We start from the raw sequence: 15,704 nt of genomic DNA, 5'->3' as shown, positions 1-15,704 counted from the left end.
CTGCCTCTGCCAGCAGGCTCACTCTAACTTTAAATCCGTGACGCAGAAAATTATACTCCTGATTGCCAGTGCACTAGGCGCTTTAACCGTGGCCATTGGCGCCTTTGGGGCGCATGCCCTGGCCCCCATGCTGCAGGCTACCAACCGGGTAGATACCTTTGAGACGGCCGTGAAATACCAGATGTACCATACCTTGGCGCTGCTGGCTGTGGGCTTGCTCCTGTTCCAGGTGCAGCAGCCGGCACTGCAAGTGGCTGCCTGGTGCTTTTTCCTGGGCATCCTGATTTTCTCCGGCTCGCTCTATGTACTGATTTTAACAGGCGTAACCTGGCTTGGGGCCATCACTCCTATCGGCGGCACACTTTTAATCGTAGGTTGGGGCGCCCTTTTCTATGCCGTGATGAAGGCGCTGTAGATTGAATCCTATCATAGTCGTAAGCAAGGCAAAGTATGGGGCACCTATACTTTGCCTTGCTTTTTCATGCTGCAGAGCTTTTTCTTTCTTAAAGTTCCAGCTTTACCCTTCCGGTTTAACTCTAGGATTTCGTATATGTAGTGAGCGAGGCGCAGCTAAGCTTTATTCATTTTCCGTGTAGTAAGCAGTCCTCATATTTTCTTTAGTAATTAAAGATAGTAATTTACATAAGTAGGCGTTTTCACTTTCAAAATCCTTCCTCATATTCCATTCTTGTAAAATAACAGCAACAACCTTTTGCTCGGGCACTATAAGAATGTGTTGCCCGCCTTTGCCTCTTGCCGTGTAAATCAGGTTACCATTGTGCTTTAACAGCCACCATGAGAAACCATAGCCTACTTCCTCATAGCAGCCTAAGGTGCGGAAAGCTTTACTTTCACTGGTGTAGTTTGTGAAACTCTTTTCCACCCAAGAGGAATCCAGGAGCTGTACCCCATTGATCTTTCCTCTGTTAAGGTACAATTCTCCAAATCTGGCAAGATCCCTGGCTGTGAAATAAGTCTCATCTCCACCAGCATAGTAGCCATCCACTTTCCGCCAGAAGCCACACTGAATTCCAAGTGGTTTGAATAATTTCTCTTGAGCAAATTCTTTTGTTGAAGTTTTAGTAGCTTTTGTGATCATAGCAGAAAGAACCATCTGTGAGCCTGTGAAATATTTAAACTCCTGCCCCAGTTTACTCTCAGATACTTCTTCGTTCAACATTACTTGTTCCACATTCTGTGGCCCGTCCCATCCGGTAAATCCTCCCCTCATCGACAACAAATGAGCTACTGTTAATTTTCCCTTGGAAGGATTCAGCGCACGATCCTGGTACTCTGAGAAGTAGGGTAAAATAAATTCGTTTTCGGATCTTAAATAGCTTTCCTGAACGGTTAAGCCAGTCAAGGCGGATAAGATACTTTTCGTAACAGAATGGACGTTAAAGGCACTGTATTTGGTGGCACCTTTCTGGTACTTCTCCACCACTAACTTACCGTCTTTAATTATTACCAGACCTCTTAGTCGTTCCCAGTCATCAATTTCTTCCAGGTATTGCTCTATATCTTGCTGATTATAACCAGCACTTACCGGCGAGGCAGTTTGCCATGTGTACGGCTCGTGTCCGACTTCAAAAGATTGTGACTCTGTAAAGGGCAGCGACAGGTTAAGCGGGTGCCATTCAAAGATGTAGTTCATACAATTGACCACTAATAACAAGCTGGCTGTTGAGGCCAAGCCAAGAGCCACTTTCTTTTGCCGATGCTTTTTCCAAACTAGAAGTACAGTGGTAAACAGCATGAGAAGGAAAGCTAACACATATTCAATGGCATTAGGGTAAGGTAGGTAAAAGTAATCGTCCTTTATTTTGTACGAGATGGCAATGAAGAGTCCGGTAAGTAGTGAATATGTGATGTAAAACTTTCTCATTTGTTTTGGGGATCACTTATAACGGATTGGTAGAGCAGTTTGCGGGGCGTTAGCAAGTCTTACTGCCATACTTGGTTAGGCGCTGATTTATTTAGTTCTGTTATTGGCAACCGCTTCTTCTATCTCCTTTACTGCTTTCCTTGTCATTTCAACAAGTGTCTTGGCCTTAGTACTTTGATTTTGCTTGTAGTAGATGTTTGGCTTTCCATCATCGAAGGTCTCAAGATACAATGCATAACTGCTTATTACTTTCTCCGCCGAGCTGTCTTGACTGAGAAAACTAAATTTATGGAAATAAGAGTGACTTACCTTATATGATAATTCTTCAGTTCTACTTCCTTTAGCTTTGATTAACTTAGTTGGAGCTTCTATTTTCTCCTTCTCTATTCTTAATCTGTTAGAAGCATAGAAATTAAGAGGACTGACACCAGTTAGCTCTACGGGCTCATGACTACTGCACTTGTCAAACTTCTTGACAAACGCCTGTTTAGCTGAACCCCAAAACAAGTACTGGCTTTCTTCTGAATCGCAGGGATTGATAGCTGGCGGTCTTCCAGAACTATAATAGGTATAGATCAGAAAAGTCTCAATACCGTTGGCTTTCAGACTGTCAACATAGCTTTTTAGCTTCCCTTCCACCACTTGTCCAATTGAGGGTGTGGTTAGCAAAGCAAAGAGCATGACTATAAATGCAACACGTATCATTTCTTTTCTACTTTCTTACCTTTTTCATAATTACAATTGCCGCCTAACGGTCTGGGCTTTGCGGTGGCGTAGCTACCGTAAAGGTGTGGTTATGCAGCGTTATTCTTTCCTACTCTACCATTCTTCAAATTCATGATACTTTATCTCTTTCCCTTTTAGAGACTGCTCATATGCTCTGATTTCCTTGTATGTCTCCTCAACGATACCTTTAGTTTCATACCAGATATCATCTGCTGGATAGTAACAAATTCCATTTGTTAATTCAGTTAAAATCGCGCTGGTTAGTGAAGCGAACCTTAACTCAAAGCTATCACCTGCGTGCCAAACGAAGGTAATAACCTTATCATAATTTTTGAGTCTATCTTCAATTTCAGGGCTTGCAAATGGAATTTCTATAGTTTTTTTACCTTTTAATTTGTCAATAAAGCTAAGCTTTGGTTTTAGCTTTTCCTTCTCCTCTTGCAGATTAAAGTCGTCAATATAGAGTTCAAACCCACTTATTAATGCCTTGTCATTGAGAACATCAAGGGGAGGATTTGTTAATCGGAATTTGAATGGAAGAAACCCTGTCTGGTCATCAAAGGAAAAGTCGGGATGTACTTCAACAACCATTTCATAGTCATTTAGCCTTTTGACAATTTGAGGTATTATGTTGTCCGATAAGTTTTTTGTGTAGACGTTTATATCTAAACTCATATTTTATTTCTTATCATAAATGCTGCATAACTGCCTGCTAAACGGAAGTCTATTCGGCTTATCTGCATTATGTGTGGAGTAGCTTTTTTATCTAGCACAGCAGAGGCTACTCCCATTATATTTTATACTTCTAATATACTATGCTTTTATAAACTATAAAGTATAATTTATCAGGCAGTTGCGCAAATTGTCTCAAGTATAAGGGCTTACAAGCGTTTACACCTCTCTTGTCTCTTACTGCTCCGGCAACGCACAGTGGGTGTATGTGTCTTAAATCCACCATTTGCCTCATACTTGCTGGCTTCGATTTACGCGAGATTTGAGCTTGGAGTATAAAAAAAGAGCCATCCTGAAAAGGATGGCTCTTTATACTTTAAAAAAGCAACAGCTTAGTTCTTGGCAGAAGTCTTGGCTGCGCTAGCGTTGGTTTTTTCCTTGATGTTCGCTACGATATAGATATATTTGGCACCGTCGGCGGCGTTAGAGTGCACCACAATTGCTTTCTTCTGCTGGCCCAGTCTTCCGGCGCTGTTATACTTGGCGGTGATAAAACCAGTCTTGCCAGGCATTACCGGCTCTTTTGTCCAGGCTGGGGTCGTGCAACCGCAGGTAACGTCTACGCGCTCCAGTACCAGGGGCTGCGTGCCGGTGTTCTTAAACTCGAAGGTGTGCTCCACCACATCACCTTGCGTGATCTCGCCAAAATTATGCTCTGTCTCCGTGAAAGCTAGTGCAGGGCCGTTGGTTGCTTGCTCCTGCGGGGCAGTAGCCTTTGGTTTCTCCTGAGCCACAGCGCCACCCACAAACAGTGCGGCAAACGCAAAAGAAAGGATTACTTTTTTCATCTTATGTAGAGGGTTAAAGTGTATGCGATAAGCTATATACTTGTTCAGCATCAAAAACGATGCAAAATAAGATTTTCTTTTGTTAGTCAACTAATAATTGCTCGTTAAAGTTCAGCAAATAAAGCTCTTCAGAGGAGCGGGTAAGCGCGGTATAGAGCCAGCGGGCAAACTCCTCGTTCACCATATCCTCCTTCAGAAAGCCCTGGTCCACGAAAACGGCCTGCCACTGCCCCCCCTGCGCCTTGTGGCAGGTAAGCGCATAAGCAAACTTCACCTGCAGCGCGTTCAGGTAGGAGTTTTTCTTCAGCTCCTTGTAGCGTTCCTTTTTAGTGGGGATGTCCATGTAATCCTGCAGTACCTCCTCGTAGAGCTTCTTGTTCTGGTCGGATGGTAGTGCCGGAGTATCGGTATAAAGTGTGTCCAGCATGATCTTCACCTCCTCCTCCTGCGCATTGGGATAATCCACGAAGCGGATGCGGATGTCGGCGAAGCGGAAGCCGTACATGTCCTCATAGCGGATGATCTTGGTGACCTCCACAAAGTCGCCGTTGGCCATGAAACCGATATCGGAGTCCTTTTCGAGCCAGAAGTAGTTGTTGCGCACGATCATCAGGTAATCTCCCACACCGAGCTCGTCTTCGGCAAAGAAAATGCGGCGCCGGATGTGTTGATTATACAGGTTCGCGTTCTTGTTGGATCGGCAGATGACGATGGTGTTCTCAATCCCGAACTTATCATAGGCATAGCGCAACCCATCCTCCAGCTTCTCGCCCGTCATGCGGTAAATATCGCGCCAGCCCTTGGTAAAGAGCTTAATGTCCAGTTTCTCCTGCTTCATGCGGTCGCGCAGCTGCGTGGCGTTCATGAGAATGCCCGATGCCTCGGCCTGGCGCATAACCTGGCGCAGCTCCAGTTGCTGCACCTGGCACCGGAAGTTCTGCTTCATGTACTCGGCATCCAGAGATGGACTCAGGGTCTGCCCCACCGGCGGGAGCTGGGCCGTGTCGCCGATCAGCAGCAGCTTGTTATTCTTTTTATCGAACACGTACTGCAGCAGGTCCTGCAGCAGGCCATTCTCACCAAAGCCACTCTCATCCGAGATCATCGAGGCCTCGTCCACAATGTACACGGTGTTGTCTGCTTTGTTAGGTTGGCGGGTGAAGGATAGCCCTTCGGAGAACGGGTTGGCGGTTTGGCGGTAGATCTTCTTATGGATGGTAAAGGCAGGCCGGCCGCTGTAGCTCGACATTACCTTGGCGGCCCGGCCTGTGGGGGCGAGCAGTACATACTTGTACCCGAAGGAGTTCAGGATCTTCACCAGGGAAGTAACCACCGTGGTTTTACCGGTACCCGCGTAGCCTTTCAGTAGGAACACCTGCCGCTCACCGGCTTTATCAAGTATAAACTCATCGAGTTTGGCAAAGAGCTTCGCCTGGTCCTCTGTCGGTTCAAACGGGAAACTGTTTCGTAAGGCTTCTACCGGGCGCATGGTATGAGTTAGAAAGTTAAAGAGTTAGAGAGTTTAGGAGTTAGAGAGTTTGGGAGTCAGGGAATAGAAGTATAAAGCTGCTACGTCTGGCGCCGGTATCTAACCGATGCCGCCTGGTGCGTGCGAGTCTCCGGACTCGCTTTTATACTTTGTTGCTGTTATCATCCTCCATCAGTTTTACTTTGGCTAGAAAGTATGAATACTTTATAAGAAGTATGAAAGCATAACAAAAGAGAGGATTAAAAGAGTCAGAAGAAGTATACTTTATACTTTCCGGAAAGTATAAAACTCTAACTCCTAAACTCTTTAATTCTCTAACTCTCTAACTCTCAAAATGTCCTCCGGCGAGATATTAGCCATACTTGCACTGGCTTTGGCGATGAGCAGCGGCGGCTCCTCTCCTTTCACGGCGTATACTTCCGCCTCACAGAAGTTAAGCTTGCGCCCCTGCTTCAGCACATACCCTTTGGCCAGCAGCTTATCCCCCAAGCCGGGATGAAAGTAGGACACTTTGATTTCAGCTGTCACTACATGATGGTCTTTGGGCACCAGGCTCACGGCGGCAAAGCCGGCCACGATATCGGCCAGCGTGGCGATAACGCCGCCGTGGGCAAAGCCTTTGTGCTGCCGGTGCTTTTGCTCCAGGTTTAATTCGCCTTCTACCCTGCCTTCTTCTATCTTTGTAACCGTAAAGCCCATGAGCTTCATAAATTCCTGTCGCTCGAGCTTTTCGCGTATGTCTTGTTCGTAATCGGGATTATGCGTTTTAATCATATTGTAAATTTACGACCAAATCACCCGTAAACCAACCATGCCTGACCTAAACCCCGCCGCCGCTACCTACGCCGACAAACTGCGCGTACGCGTATGCGGCATCTGTATCCAAGATGATAAATTGCTCTTAGTACGCCACGGCAAAACCATTGGCAACAGCGCCTTCTGGGCCCCGCCTGGCGGCGGCCTGCAGTACGGCGAAAGTATGCAGGAGTGCCTGAAACGCGAGTTTGAGGAGGAAACCGGCCTGCAGGTGAAAGTAAAGCGGTTCCTGTTCGTGAACGAGTTTCTGCAGGTGCCGCTGCACGCCGTGGAGTTCTACTTTGAGGTAATTATAACTGGAGGAAGTATAAATACCGGCTCAGATCCGGAGGCTGACGCTGACAACCAATTAATCGAGCACCTGCAGTGGCTGACGGTAAAGGAGATACAGGGAATACCTTTGGCGGACAAACATCGTTCGCTGCAGCTGTTGCTCTCCCTGGACGACTTGCTGGGCCTGCCGCATAATTTTATACCGTAGCCCTGGTGTCGCTGCCATTTGCCATAATTTTTTTATACTTGCAGTAGGGCGGCTTTACCCGCTACAGCTTACACCGGACGACAGTATACTTTGAACACCATCAACACACACTACAGGCTTTCTCACCGCATTCAGGATGAGGCTTTTTCGCTGGAGCAGGCGGGGCAGTGCAATTTATACATCGCACTTAGTCAAAAGGCCATCCGCCTGGCGGTAGCAAACGCGGAACGCAACAAGTTTGTGGTGCTGGAGGATTATGAGCTGATCACCGTTTTCTCGCCGGTACAGGTAGCCGAGCAACTGCGCCTGATAGGGCAGGAAAACGAGCTGCTGCAGGAACAGAATTGGAACCTGGTGCGCGTATCGGTAAGTAATCCGCACTTTACCCTGGTGCCCGAAACGCTTTACGACCCGGCTTATCAGCAGGAATACCTTAAACTACACTCCGATTTTAACCCCGCGCAGGACAAAGTGCTGAGCTACCGCCACAGTGGGCTGGAAGCCATGAATATCTTTGCCATGGATGGCGCTTTGTACCAGGCGCTGAAAGCCCTTTACCCTGAGCGGCCAACGCAGGTGGTGCACCTCACCAGTACCCTGATCCGCAGCATGCTGCACCAGACGCCTCGAACCAACCTGCGCAGCATGTATGCCTTTATAGAGCGCAACTATGTTACGCTGCTGGTAATTGGGCCTGGCGGGCTGGAGTTCTGCAACATCTTCCACTATGTAAGCCCGGAGGATTTTATCTACTACATCATCTTTATCATGCAGGAGCAGAAGATGAACCCGGAGCAGGAAACCATTACCGTTTGGGGAGATATCACGCATGATTCATCCCTGTTCCACATTCTGCAAAAGTATATTCGCCAGATCAGACTAGGGAAGAAGCCTGCAGACACAGAGTACAGCTACAAGTTCCACGACATGTTCGAACACCGGTATTTTGAGCTCTACAGCCTGCACCTGTGTGAATAGGCTACTTTTAGGCCAAAATCAAGTATAAAGAATAGATTACGCGTTCACCCACTCATTCAAAATTGACATGAAGCGAATTGCCCTGTTCCCCGGCTCTTTTGACCCTTTTACCAACGGCCATTATGATGTGGTGATGCGGGGGGCAAAACTGTTTGATGAAGTGGTAGTGGCCATCGGGAACAACAGCAGCAAGCAGCGCTACATCCCCGTGGATAGGATGTTTGAGGTGATGACGCGGCTGTTCGCCGACCACGCTAATATTAAGGTAACGACGTTTAAGGGATTGACAGCCGAGTATGCGCGCGAGATTGGTGCCCAATTCCTGCTGCGCGGGCTACGCAACACCACAGACTTTGAGTACGAAAACACCATTGCTCAAGCCAACCGCCACGTAAACCACGACCTGGAAAGCGTCTTCCTAATCACCTCACCGCACCTTGCCGCCATCAGCTCCTCCATCATCCGAGAGATTCACCGGTTTGGCGGCAACGTGGATGAGTTTATACCTTTCCGGTTTTCAGAGATTGCAGATAGTGTCGGATAACGAAAGCGATCGAGGTATAAGCCTTTGGCAGCACCTCCTCCACTTCTTCCGGCGTCATCCAGCGCACTTCTTCAATAAACTCCTCGGCCTGTGGCTTCATCAGGTTGTCGTCGGTGCAGTCCATGAGGAACCAGCTGGTCTTCTTTAGGATCTTTTTGCCCTTGAAGGCATATGAGTGCCAGGTTTTCGGCAGCTTCTCCACCACCTCCACTTTTATATTGCACTCCTCCTCTACCTCGCGCATGGCACCCTCGCGCACCTTCTCTTTCTTCTCCAGTTTTCCTTTGGGCAGATCCCACACCCCGAGGCGGTAGATCATCAGGATTTTGCCATCCTTCAGCACCAAGCCTCCGGCTGCCTTCACGATCTTGAACTGATCCTTCAGGTGCTCGATCAGCTTTTTCTTTTTATCGGCCACCAGCGTCAGCGAGTTCAGCTTCTTTAGCCTCTTCACCTCCATCAGGCGCACCAGGCGGTCTATCAGTTGTGGGTCTGCCTCCTTTATCAGCACATCCCCCACCAGATCTTTGGATGTAAAGTGGTCCGAGGCTTTCAGAATGAGGTCATACTCATGCTTATACACCTTATCGGTGGCTTTTTTAAGGATAAGCGGGATGTCGTTAATAAAAACGTTCATGCAGTTTGGGTGCTCCAGTGGAAGCGTAATTTACACAAAACAAAAAATAAATCGGCGCAATCAAAATACACAGCCTTAAAAAGGAAGATTATTTCTGTAATTTCGGGTCATGGATTCTACGACAACAGCACATCAGGTGGCCTCGTTCCTGCTCGAGACAGAGGCCGTGAAGTTAAGACCGGAGCAGCCATTTAAGTGGAGCAGCGGCTGGAACTCCCCTATCTATTGCGATAACCGCGTCACGCTCTCTTTCCCCTATATCCGCAGCTACATCAAGCAGCAACTGGCGGAGCTGGTGAAGCAGCACTACCCCGAGGCCGAGGCCATTGCGGGCGTAGCCACGGCAGGCATAGCCCAGGGTGCCCTGGTGGCGGAACTGCTGGAGATGCCTTTTTTGTACGTGCGCCCCGAGCCCAAGAAGCACGGCATGGGCAACCAGATTGAAGGACGCCTGCTGGAGGGACAGAAAGTGGTGCTGATAGAAGACCTGATCTCTACGGGCGGGAGCTCGCTGAAAGCAGCAGAGGCCGTGAAAGCAGCCGGCGCCGAGGTAATGGGGATGGCCGCCATTTTTACCTATGGCTTTGCCGTGGCTGAGGAGAACTTTAAGAAAGCCGGGATACCGCTGCACTGCCTTAGCAACTACAACGCGCTGGTAGAGGCTGCCGCTGAACAAGGCTACATACAGGAGTCTGCTATGGAAACGCTGGCCGAGTGGCGCCAGTCGCCGCAGACGTGGGGCGTTTAAACGTTAAGGTGACGATAAAAGGAAAGGGAGGCAAAATTTATACTTTGCCTCCCTTTATACTTTCATACTCTACAGCACGCGCATCTCGATGCGCCGGTTCAGTTGGCGGTTTTCTTCTGAAGTGTTCGGCTTAACAGGCTTTGTTTCGCCATAGCCCTTGTAGCGGATGCGGTCTTTGCTGATACCGTTGCTGGCCAGGTAATCTACCACCGACTTGGCGCGTCGCTCTGATAGCACCTGATTAGCCTTGTCCGAGCCCACATCATCCGTGTGGCCTGAGATCTCTATTCTTACCTGCGGGTTCTGCTGCATGAAGCTAATCAGCTTGTCGAGCTCCGTTTTCGATTTTTTCTCCAGGTGATACTTGCCGGTGTCGAAGAACAGGTTGCTGAGCACCATCGCGGCTCCTGACTTGATCGGGTCGAGGTGCACATCCAACGCCACCGGCGAATGCGCCTTAGAGGAAGTATAATCGAAGCTGCGGCTGTTCATCAGGTACTTCGGCGCGGAAACGTAAAGCGCATACTGCTTGCCCTGCGTCAGCACCACCGTATACTCACCCGAAACTCTGTCGGAGGCTACTTGCTGCACCAGCGAGTCGGCCTCCAGATCGTAGAGCTGCACCTGCGCAGCGAGCGGCTTTTTGGTGTCAGCATCAAACACGCGGCCCTGGGCATAGGTGCTCGTCACGCGGCTACGCCACTCGGCAGGGACATCAAAACGGTACAGCTGTATGCCCGGCAAACCGGCATCCGTGCTCACCTGGCGGGAGTAATAGCCAATCTCACTATCAGGCGTGATGAAAAGCGACCCCTCATCAGCAAAAGTGTTCAGTGGGTAGCCCAGGTTCTGCGGCGCAGACCACTTGCCGTTCTCGCTCTTATCCGATTTGAAAACATCCAACCCACCCATGCCGATGTGGCCATCGCTCACAAAGTATAAAGTGGAGCCGCTCATGTGTATGGAGGGCGCCATGTCGCGGCCCGTGGAGTTGATCTCTTTCCCAAGATTAACAGGCTTTACCCAGGAGCCATCATCGTTGCGGTACGTTACCCAGATATCCTCCTTGCCAACGCCGCCCCCGCGCGTGGAGGTAAAGTATAAGGTGCGTCCGTCGGCCGAGAGGCTCGGCTGCGAGTCCCAGGCTTTGGAATTGACGGTGTTACCCATATTTTGCGGCTTACTCCACTCACTGCCGGTACGGAAGGAAATATACAGATCGCAGTCGCCCTGGGTGTCGGGCCGGTTACAGGAGGTAAAAACGAGCGTCTTGCCATCACCTGAAATCGTAGCGGCACCCTCGTTAGCCGGTGTGTTGATGTTCTCGGAGATGGATACCGGCGCCTGCCATTGCCCGTTCTTAAACTGGCTCACGTAGATGTTCTCGTCGTGGTCCGGGCGGCCGCTCTCGCGTGCCGTGTAGATGAAATAGCGCTGATCGGCAGTGGTGTAGGGGAAGTACTGCAGCCCGAACCGGTTGAGCGAGCCGGGCAGCTGCTCCGGGTTAAACGGCACCGGCTTTTGCATAGCCTCCTGTGCAAAAGCAGCCGTCTTCAGCTGCCGCCGCGCCCACTCCACCTGCCTGGCGTTGTTGGCGCCTGTTTTCAGGTAGGTCTCATACCACTCACTTGCCGACTTGTAATCGCCTTTATCAAAGTATAACTCAGCCAGTTCGAAGTAGTTGTTGGCCTGCCCTTTGGTGAAAGGCAACAGCTTCAGGCCTTTTTCCATGTACTCGAAGGCCTTGGCCTTGTTGCCCATCATTTTGTGCAGGCTGGCGGCGCGCAGGTAAGCATCGGCAAAATTCGGATCTTTCTCAATGGCCTCGTCCAACGCCTGCAGGGCCCGGCTGAAGTCGCGCGCCCGTGCGTAGCTGTCGGCTTTTTCGTATAAACGCTCCGCTTTGGCCGAGTTGGTACTGAGTTTATGGTTTTGCGCCATGGAGGCCGAGGCAGAACCCAGTACCAAAAGGGCGGCGATCAGCAGCTGTTTATACTTCATAAGGGGTTAGGGAATGTCCATGTACTTATGCGTCTGCAACGACACACGCCATTTCGGGTTGTTTTTGACGTACTCAACGATAAGCGGTGTCATTTCACTGGCCTTACTCCACTCCGGCTGCAAGTATAATTTGCAGTGCTCCCCAACTTTTGCCGCGTGCTCTTCGGCCCACTTAAAGTCACTCTTGTTAAAGATAATCACTTTTAACTCATGCGCAAAAGGGTAAACGGAGGCTTCGGGCTGTTTAAACTTTTTAGGGGACAGGCAGATCCAGTCCCACTTGCCGCTCACCGGGTATGCGCCGGAGGTTTCGATGTAGGTTTTGATGCCGCGCGCCTGTAGCTGCTCGGTGAGCGGCTGCAGGTTGTAGAGCAGCGGTTCGCCGCCCGTGATCACCACGGCCTTGCCCGGATAGGCGGCGGCCGTCTCCACGATATCCTCCACCGCAGTCAGCGGGTGTGCCTCAGCATCCCAGCTTTCCTTCACGTCGCACCAGTGGCAACCCACATCGCAGCCGCCTAAACGGATAAAGTATGCCGCCGTGCCGGTGTTGCCGCCTTCGCCCTGTATCGTATAAAAAGCCTCCATCAACGGTAGTCTGCTGCCGTCTTTCGGCACCTGGTGTATGGAGGCTGTCTTGTATGCTTTTACTTCTTCCAATGCTATTTCTCCTCAGGCCATACGTAGGCACAGCCATTTATACTTGCGTTACTGCCTGGCAGGAGTATATAATATACTTCTGCCAGAACTTGCAATTTAGTTAAAATTGCAACAACGACAGCAGGGCAACTGTTCCGGGCACCACCTTATGCATCCGCTTATACTTTTAATAAAGCTCCCGCTTCGGCTCAAACGTATAAAACCTCACAGTATCCTGTATAGGACAACATGAGGTTTTATACTTGAGGCAGCAGTTATACTTAGCCGTATACTTCTTTTTTGGCTGCCCGCAGCGTATTCGTCATTAGCATGGCAATGGTGAGCGGGCCTACGCCACCCGGAACCGGCGTAATGAAGCTGCACTTCTCTGCCACGCTGTCAAAATCAACGTCCCCGCATAACCTGAAACCCGACTTGCGGCTAGCATCCGGCACGCGCGTCGTTCCAACGTCTATCACCACGGCACCTTCTTTCACCATGTCCGCTGTGATCAGGCCTGGTTGCCCCACGGCCACAATGATGATATCGGCCTGGCGGGTATGGTAAGCCAGGTCGGCAGTATGGCGGTGGCAAAGCGTAACGGTGCAGTTGCCCGGGTAAGCCGATTTAGACATCAGGATGCTCATGGGCGTTCCTACAATATTACTGCGGCCAATCACGACACAATGCTTGCCTTTTGTCTCAATCTCATAGCGCATGAGCAGTTGCAGGATACCGGCGGGCGTGGCGGGCAGGTACGCAGGCAAACCGGCTACCATGCGGCCCACATTTGTCGGGTGGAAACCGTCCACGTCCTTCTTCGGATCGATTGCCTCGATCACCTTCTCCGTATCTATATGCCTGGGTAAAGGCAACTGCACAATAAACCCGTCTACTTCCTCATCCTCATTCAGCTCTTTAATCTTGTTGAGCAGTTCTTCTTCGGTAACGGTGTCTTCGTAACGGATAAGCGAGGAGCCAAAGCCGATGCGCTCACAGGTAGCCACTTTATTCGTAACATAAGTAATAGAGCCGCCATCGTTTCCGACAAGTACAGCAGCCAGGTGCGGCACCTTGCCACCTTTGGCTTTAATGGCAGCTACTTCAGCAGCTATCTCGTTCTGAATGGCTTCGGATGTTTTTTTTCCGTCGAGCAGGGTCATGTTATTAATGTATGAGTTAGGAGATACTTGGAATGTGTGACAAAAGACTGGTTGACAAAGGACAAAAGAAACGTTGATTTTGGAGAAGCCTTCTGTCCATCACCCTTATACTTTAAGCAAAGCTTTTTACAGGTTTAAAAGCGAAAAACCCCGACGCGCAGGGGCACGTCGGGGCTCGTTTATACTTTAGTCAAGTTTGAGCACGGCTAAGAAGGCTTCTTGCGGAATTTCCACGTTGCCTACCTGGCGCATGCGTTTCTTGCCTTTCTTCTGTTTCTCGAGGAGCTTGCGCTTACGCGATATGTCACCGCCGTAGCACTTGGCCAGTACGTTCTTGCGCATAGCCTTCACGGTTTCGCGGGAGATGATCTTCTGCCCGATGGCCGCTTGTATGGCGATCTCGAACATCTGGCGTGGCAACAGCTCGCGGAGCTTCTCGCAGAGGCGCTTACCCCAGTCGTAGGCTTTGTCGCGGTGCACGATGGCGCTCAGCGCGTCCACCTTCTCTCCGTTCAGCATAATGTCCAGCTTCACCATGTTGGATGGGCGGAACCCGATCAGTTCGTAATCCAGGGAGGCATAGCCCCGGGAAATGGTCTTCAGCTTATCGAAGAAGTCGAACACAATCTCAGCCAACGGCATCTCAAAGGTCATCTCCACGCGGTCACTGGTCAAGTAGGTCTGGTTCTTCAGGATACCGCGCTTGTCCATACACAGCGTGATGATGGGGCCCACGTAATCGGACTTGGAAATGATTTGCGCCTTAATGAACGGCTCCTCGATGTGGTCGATATAGTTCGGATCCGGCATCTCGGAAGGGGCATTTACCTTCACCATTTTGTCTTTGGTTGTATAGGCATGGAACTGCACCGACGGCACTGTGGTAATCACCGTCATGTCGAACTCCCGCTCCAGGCGCTCCTGCACGATCTCCATGTGCAGCATCCCCAGGAAGCCGCAACGGAAACCAAAACCAAGGGCGGCGGAAGTCTCCGGCTCCCACACCAGCGAGGCGTCGTTGAGCTGCAACTTCTCCATGGAAGCGCGCAGTTCCTCGTATTCGCTCGTCTCTACCGGGTAAATGCCGGCAAAAACCATCGGCTTCACATCCTCAAAGCCCTGGATTCCCTGGGCCGGACGCTCCACATGCGTAATGGTATCGCCCACTTTTACCTCTTTGGCATTCTTGATACCCGAGATCAGGTAGCCCACGTTGCCGGCAGCCATTTCCTGGCGCGGCTCCTGGTTCAGTTTCAGCACACCAATCTCGTCGGCCTCGTAAGTTTTACCGGTGTTGATGAATTTCACCTTCTCCCCTTTCCTGAGGGTACCGTTGAAGATACGGAAGTATACTTCGATGCCGCGGTAGGAGTTAAAAACCGAGTCGAATATCAATGCCTGCAGTGGGGCGGCCGGATCACCCTTCGGGGCCGGAATTCGATCGCAAATAGCATTCAGTATCTCTTCGATTCCGATACCGGCTTTACCGGAGGCATGTATGATGTCTTCCCGTTCGCAGCCGATGAGCTCGATGATCTGGTCCGACACCTCCTCTGGCATGGCATGCGGCAGGTCGATCTTGTTCAGCACCGGGATGATCTCCAAATCGTTGCCGATCGCTAAGTATAAGTTAGAGATGGTCTGGGCTTCTATGCCCTGCGAAGAGTCCACGATCAGTAGTGCGCCCTCGCAGGCGGCAATGGAGCGGGACACCTCGTAGGAAAAGTCTACGTGACCAGGCGTATCAATCAGGTTGAGCACGTAATCCTCGCCCTTATACTGGTAGTTCATCTGGATGGCGTGGCTCTTAATCGTAATGCCGCGCTCACGCTCCAGGTCCATGTTATCGAGCAGCTGGTTTTGCATCTCGCGCTCCGCAACAGTAGAGGTAAACTCCAGCAGGCGGTCAGCCAGGGTACTCTTACCGTGGTCGATGTGGGCGATGATGCAGAAATTGCGAATGTTCTTCATAAATATCTATACGAAAAACAAAGTTAAGAAGAATGTGCGTTTGTTGCTGCCTTACGGCTAAGATTTATATAAGGGGACAAGTATAGATTGTTGTGTTGCCTGAGGC

The 15,704-nt window shown here is 50.2% G+C and carries 16 protein-coding genes; 5 read left to right on the top strand and 11 right to left on the bottom strand.

Going from position 1 to position 15,704, the window contains the following annotated elements; all coding sequences use genetic code 11:
- Positions 1-37 precede the first annotated feature (37 nt).
- Positions 38-415, top strand: coding sequence for a DUF423 domain-containing protein (locus OH144_RS06225; RefSeq protein ID WP_266205438.1), 378 nt, complete (start codon positions 38-40; stop codon positions 413-415).
- Positions 416-577: 162 nt separating this feature from the next.
- Here the strand turns inward: OH144_RS06225 and OH144_RS06220 are convergent, their stop codons facing one another.
- From OH144_RS06220 to OH144_RS06195, 6 genes are all read right to left on the bottom strand, one after another.
- On the bottom strand, positions 578-1,885 hold the full coding sequence (locus OH144_RS06220) for a serine hydrolase domain-containing protein (protein ID WP_266205437.1): 1,308 nt from the start codon (positions 1,883-1,885) through the stop codon (positions 578-580).
- A gap of 87 nt (positions 1,886-1,972) precedes the next feature.
- Positions 1,973-2,590: a hypothetical protein gene (locus OH144_RS06215; protein ID WP_266205436.1), complete on the bottom strand. Its 618-nt coding sequence runs from the start codon at positions 2,588-2,590 to the stop codon at positions 1,973-1,975.
- 114 nt (positions 2,591-2,704) lie between these two features.
- Positions 2,705-3,286: a hypothetical protein gene (locus tag OH144_RS06210; RefSeq protein WP_266205435.1), complete on the bottom strand. Its 582-nt coding sequence runs from the start codon at positions 3,284-3,286 to the stop codon at positions 2,705-2,707.
- Between the two features lie 389 nt (positions 3,287-3,675).
- Positions 3,676-4,131, bottom strand: coding sequence for a DUF1573 domain-containing protein (locus OH144_RS06205; protein ID WP_266205434.1), 456 nt, complete (start codon positions 4,129-4,131; stop codon positions 3,676-3,678).
- 82 nt (positions 4,132-4,213) lie between these two features.
- Entirely contained in the window at positions 4,214-5,620 is a 1,407-nt protein-coding gene (locus OH144_RS06200; RefSeq protein WP_266205433.1) for an ATP-dependent DNA helicase, read from the bottom strand.
- 306 nt (positions 5,621-5,926) lie between these two features.
- Entirely contained in the window at positions 5,927-6,394 is a 468-nt protein-coding gene (locus OH144_RS06195) for a PaaI family thioesterase (RefSeq protein WP_266205432.1), read from the bottom strand.
- Positions 6,395-6,431: 37 nt separating this feature from the next.
- On the opposite strand from OH144_RS06195, the gene OH144_RS06190 reads away from it, so the two are divergent.
- The 3 genes from OH144_RS06190 to coaD all read left to right on the top strand — a co-directional run bounded on the left by OH144_RS06190 (position 6,432) and on the right by coaD (position 8,439).
- The gene (locus tag OH144_RS06190) at positions 6,432-6,917 is read left to right on the top strand and encodes an NUDIX domain-containing protein (protein ID WP_266205431.1); all 486 of its coding nucleotides are present in this window, start codon (positions 6,432-6,434) and stop codon (positions 6,915-6,917) included.
- A gap of 90 nt (positions 6,918-7,007) precedes the next feature.
- Positions 7,008-7,895: a DUF3822 family protein gene (locus OH144_RS06185; protein WP_266205430.1), complete on the top strand. Its 888-nt coding sequence runs from the start codon at positions 7,008-7,010 to the stop codon at positions 7,893-7,895.
- Between the two features lie 67 nt (positions 7,896-7,962).
- Entirely contained in the window at positions 7,963-8,439 is a 477-nt protein-coding gene (gene coaD / locus OH144_RS06180) for a pantetheine-phosphate adenylyltransferase (protein WP_266205429.1), read from the top strand.
- Here coaD and OH144_RS06175 read toward each other — a convergent pair.
- A complete protein-coding gene (locus OH144_RS06175; RefSeq protein WP_266205428.1) occupies positions 8,396-9,076 on the bottom strand; it encodes an NUDIX hydrolase in 681 nt (226 codons plus the stop codon). The two genes, coaD and OH144_RS06175, sit on opposite strands and share 44 nt — an antisense overlap.
- Before the next feature lie 109 nt (positions 9,077-9,185).
- On the opposite strand from OH144_RS06175, the gene pyrE reads away from it, so the two are divergent.
- On the top strand, positions 9,186-9,824 hold the full coding sequence (pyrE, locus tag OH144_RS06170; protein WP_266205427.1) for an orotate phosphoribosyltransferase: 639 nt from the start codon (positions 9,186-9,188) through the stop codon (positions 9,822-9,824).
- A 69-nt stretch (positions 9,825-9,893) separates the two neighbouring features.
- On the opposite strand, the gene OH144_RS06165 is transcribed toward pyrE, so the two are convergent.
- The 4 genes from OH144_RS06165 to lepA form a co-directional block, all read right to left on the bottom strand.
- Positions 9,894-11,825, bottom strand: a complete 1,932-nt coding sequence (locus tag OH144_RS06165) for an OmpA family protein (RefSeq protein WP_266205426.1) — start codon at positions 11,823-11,825, stop codon at positions 9,894-9,896.
- 6 nt (positions 11,826-11,831) lie between these two features.
- Positions 11,832-12,485: a 7-carboxy-7-deazaguanine synthase QueE gene (locus OH144_RS06160; protein WP_266205425.1), complete on the bottom strand. Its 654-nt coding sequence runs from the start codon at positions 12,483-12,485 to the stop codon at positions 11,832-11,834.
- A gap of 260 nt (positions 12,486-12,745) precedes the next feature.
- Positions 12,746-13,627: a bifunctional 5,10-methylenetetrahydrofolate dehydrogenase/5,10-methenyltetrahydrofolate cyclohydrolase gene (locus OH144_RS06155; protein ID WP_266205424.1), complete on the bottom strand. Its 882-nt coding sequence runs from the start codon at positions 13,625-13,627 to the stop codon at positions 12,746-12,748.
- Positions 13,628-13,813: 186 nt separating this feature from the next.
- Positions 13,814-15,598 carry a translation elongation factor 4 gene (gene lepA / locus OH144_RS06150; RefSeq protein WP_266205423.1) on the bottom strand — a complete coding sequence of 595 codons (1,785 nt, stop codon included), beginning with the start codon at positions 15,596-15,598 and terminating at the stop codon, positions 13,814-13,816.
- Positions 15,599-15,704: the final 106 nt, after the last annotated feature.

Source organism: Pontibacter kalidii, assembly GCF_026278245.1.
Lineage (GTDB): Bacteria > Bacteroidota > Bacteroidia > Cytophagales > Hymenobacteraceae > Pontibacter > Pontibacter kalidii.
Note: the sequence above shows the minus strand (reverse complement) of the source record. Positions and strands in the feature narration are given on the sequence as shown.

What these genes read in the sequence shown, in the direction of transcription:
- OH144_RS06220 (WP_266205437.1), bottom strand. Translation starts at nt 1,885, where the DNA reads ATGAGAAAGTTTTACATCACATATTCACTACTTACCGGACTCTTCATT.
- OH144_RS06175 (WP_266205428.1), bottom strand. Translation starts at nt 9,076, where the DNA reads ATGAACGTTTTTATTAACGACATCCCGCTTATCCTTAAAAAAGCCACC.
- OH144_RS06155 (WP_266205424.1), bottom strand. Translation starts at nt 13,627, where the DNA reads ATGACCCTGCTCGACGGAAAAAAAACATCCGAAGCCATTCAGAACGAG.
- OH144_RS06190 (WP_266205431.1), top strand. Translation starts at nt 6,432, where the DNA reads ATGCCTGACCTAAACCCCGCCGCCGCTACCTACGCCGACAAACTGCGC.
- coaD (WP_266205429.1), top strand. Translation starts at nt 7,963, where the DNA reads ATGAAGCGAATTGCCCTGTTCCCCGGCTCTTTTGACCCTTTTACCAAC.
- lepA (WP_266205423.1), bottom strand. Translation starts at nt 15,598, where the DNA reads ATGAAGAACATTCGCAATTTCTGCATCATCGCCCACATCGACCACGGT.
- pyrE (WP_266205427.1), top strand. Translation starts at nt 9,186, where the DNA reads ATGGATTCTACGACAACAGCACATCAGGTGGCCTCGTTCCTGCTCGAG.
- OH144_RS06200 (WP_266205433.1), bottom strand. Translation starts at nt 5,620, where the DNA reads ATGCGCCCGGTAGAAGCCTTACGAAACAGTTTCCCGTTTGAACCGACA.
- OH144_RS06195 (WP_266205432.1), bottom strand. Translation starts at nt 6,394, where the DNA reads ATGATTAAAACGCATAATCCCGATTACGAACAAGACATACGCGAAAAG.
- OH144_RS06205 (WP_266205434.1), bottom strand. Translation starts at nt 4,131, where the DNA reads ATGAAAAAAGTAATCCTTTCTTTTGCGTTTGCCGCACTGTTTGTGGGT.
- OH144_RS06210 (WP_266205435.1), bottom strand. Translation starts at nt 3,286, where the DNA reads ATGAGTTTAGATATAAACGTCTACACAAAAAACTTATCGGACAACATA.
- OH144_RS06165 (WP_266205426.1), bottom strand. Translation starts at nt 11,825, where the DNA reads ATGAAGTATAAACAGCTGCTGATCGCCGCCCTTTTGGTACTGGGTTCT.
- OH144_RS06215 (WP_266205436.1), bottom strand. Translation starts at nt 2,590, where the DNA reads ATGATACGTGTTGCATTTATAGTCATGCTCTTTGCTTTGCTAACCACA.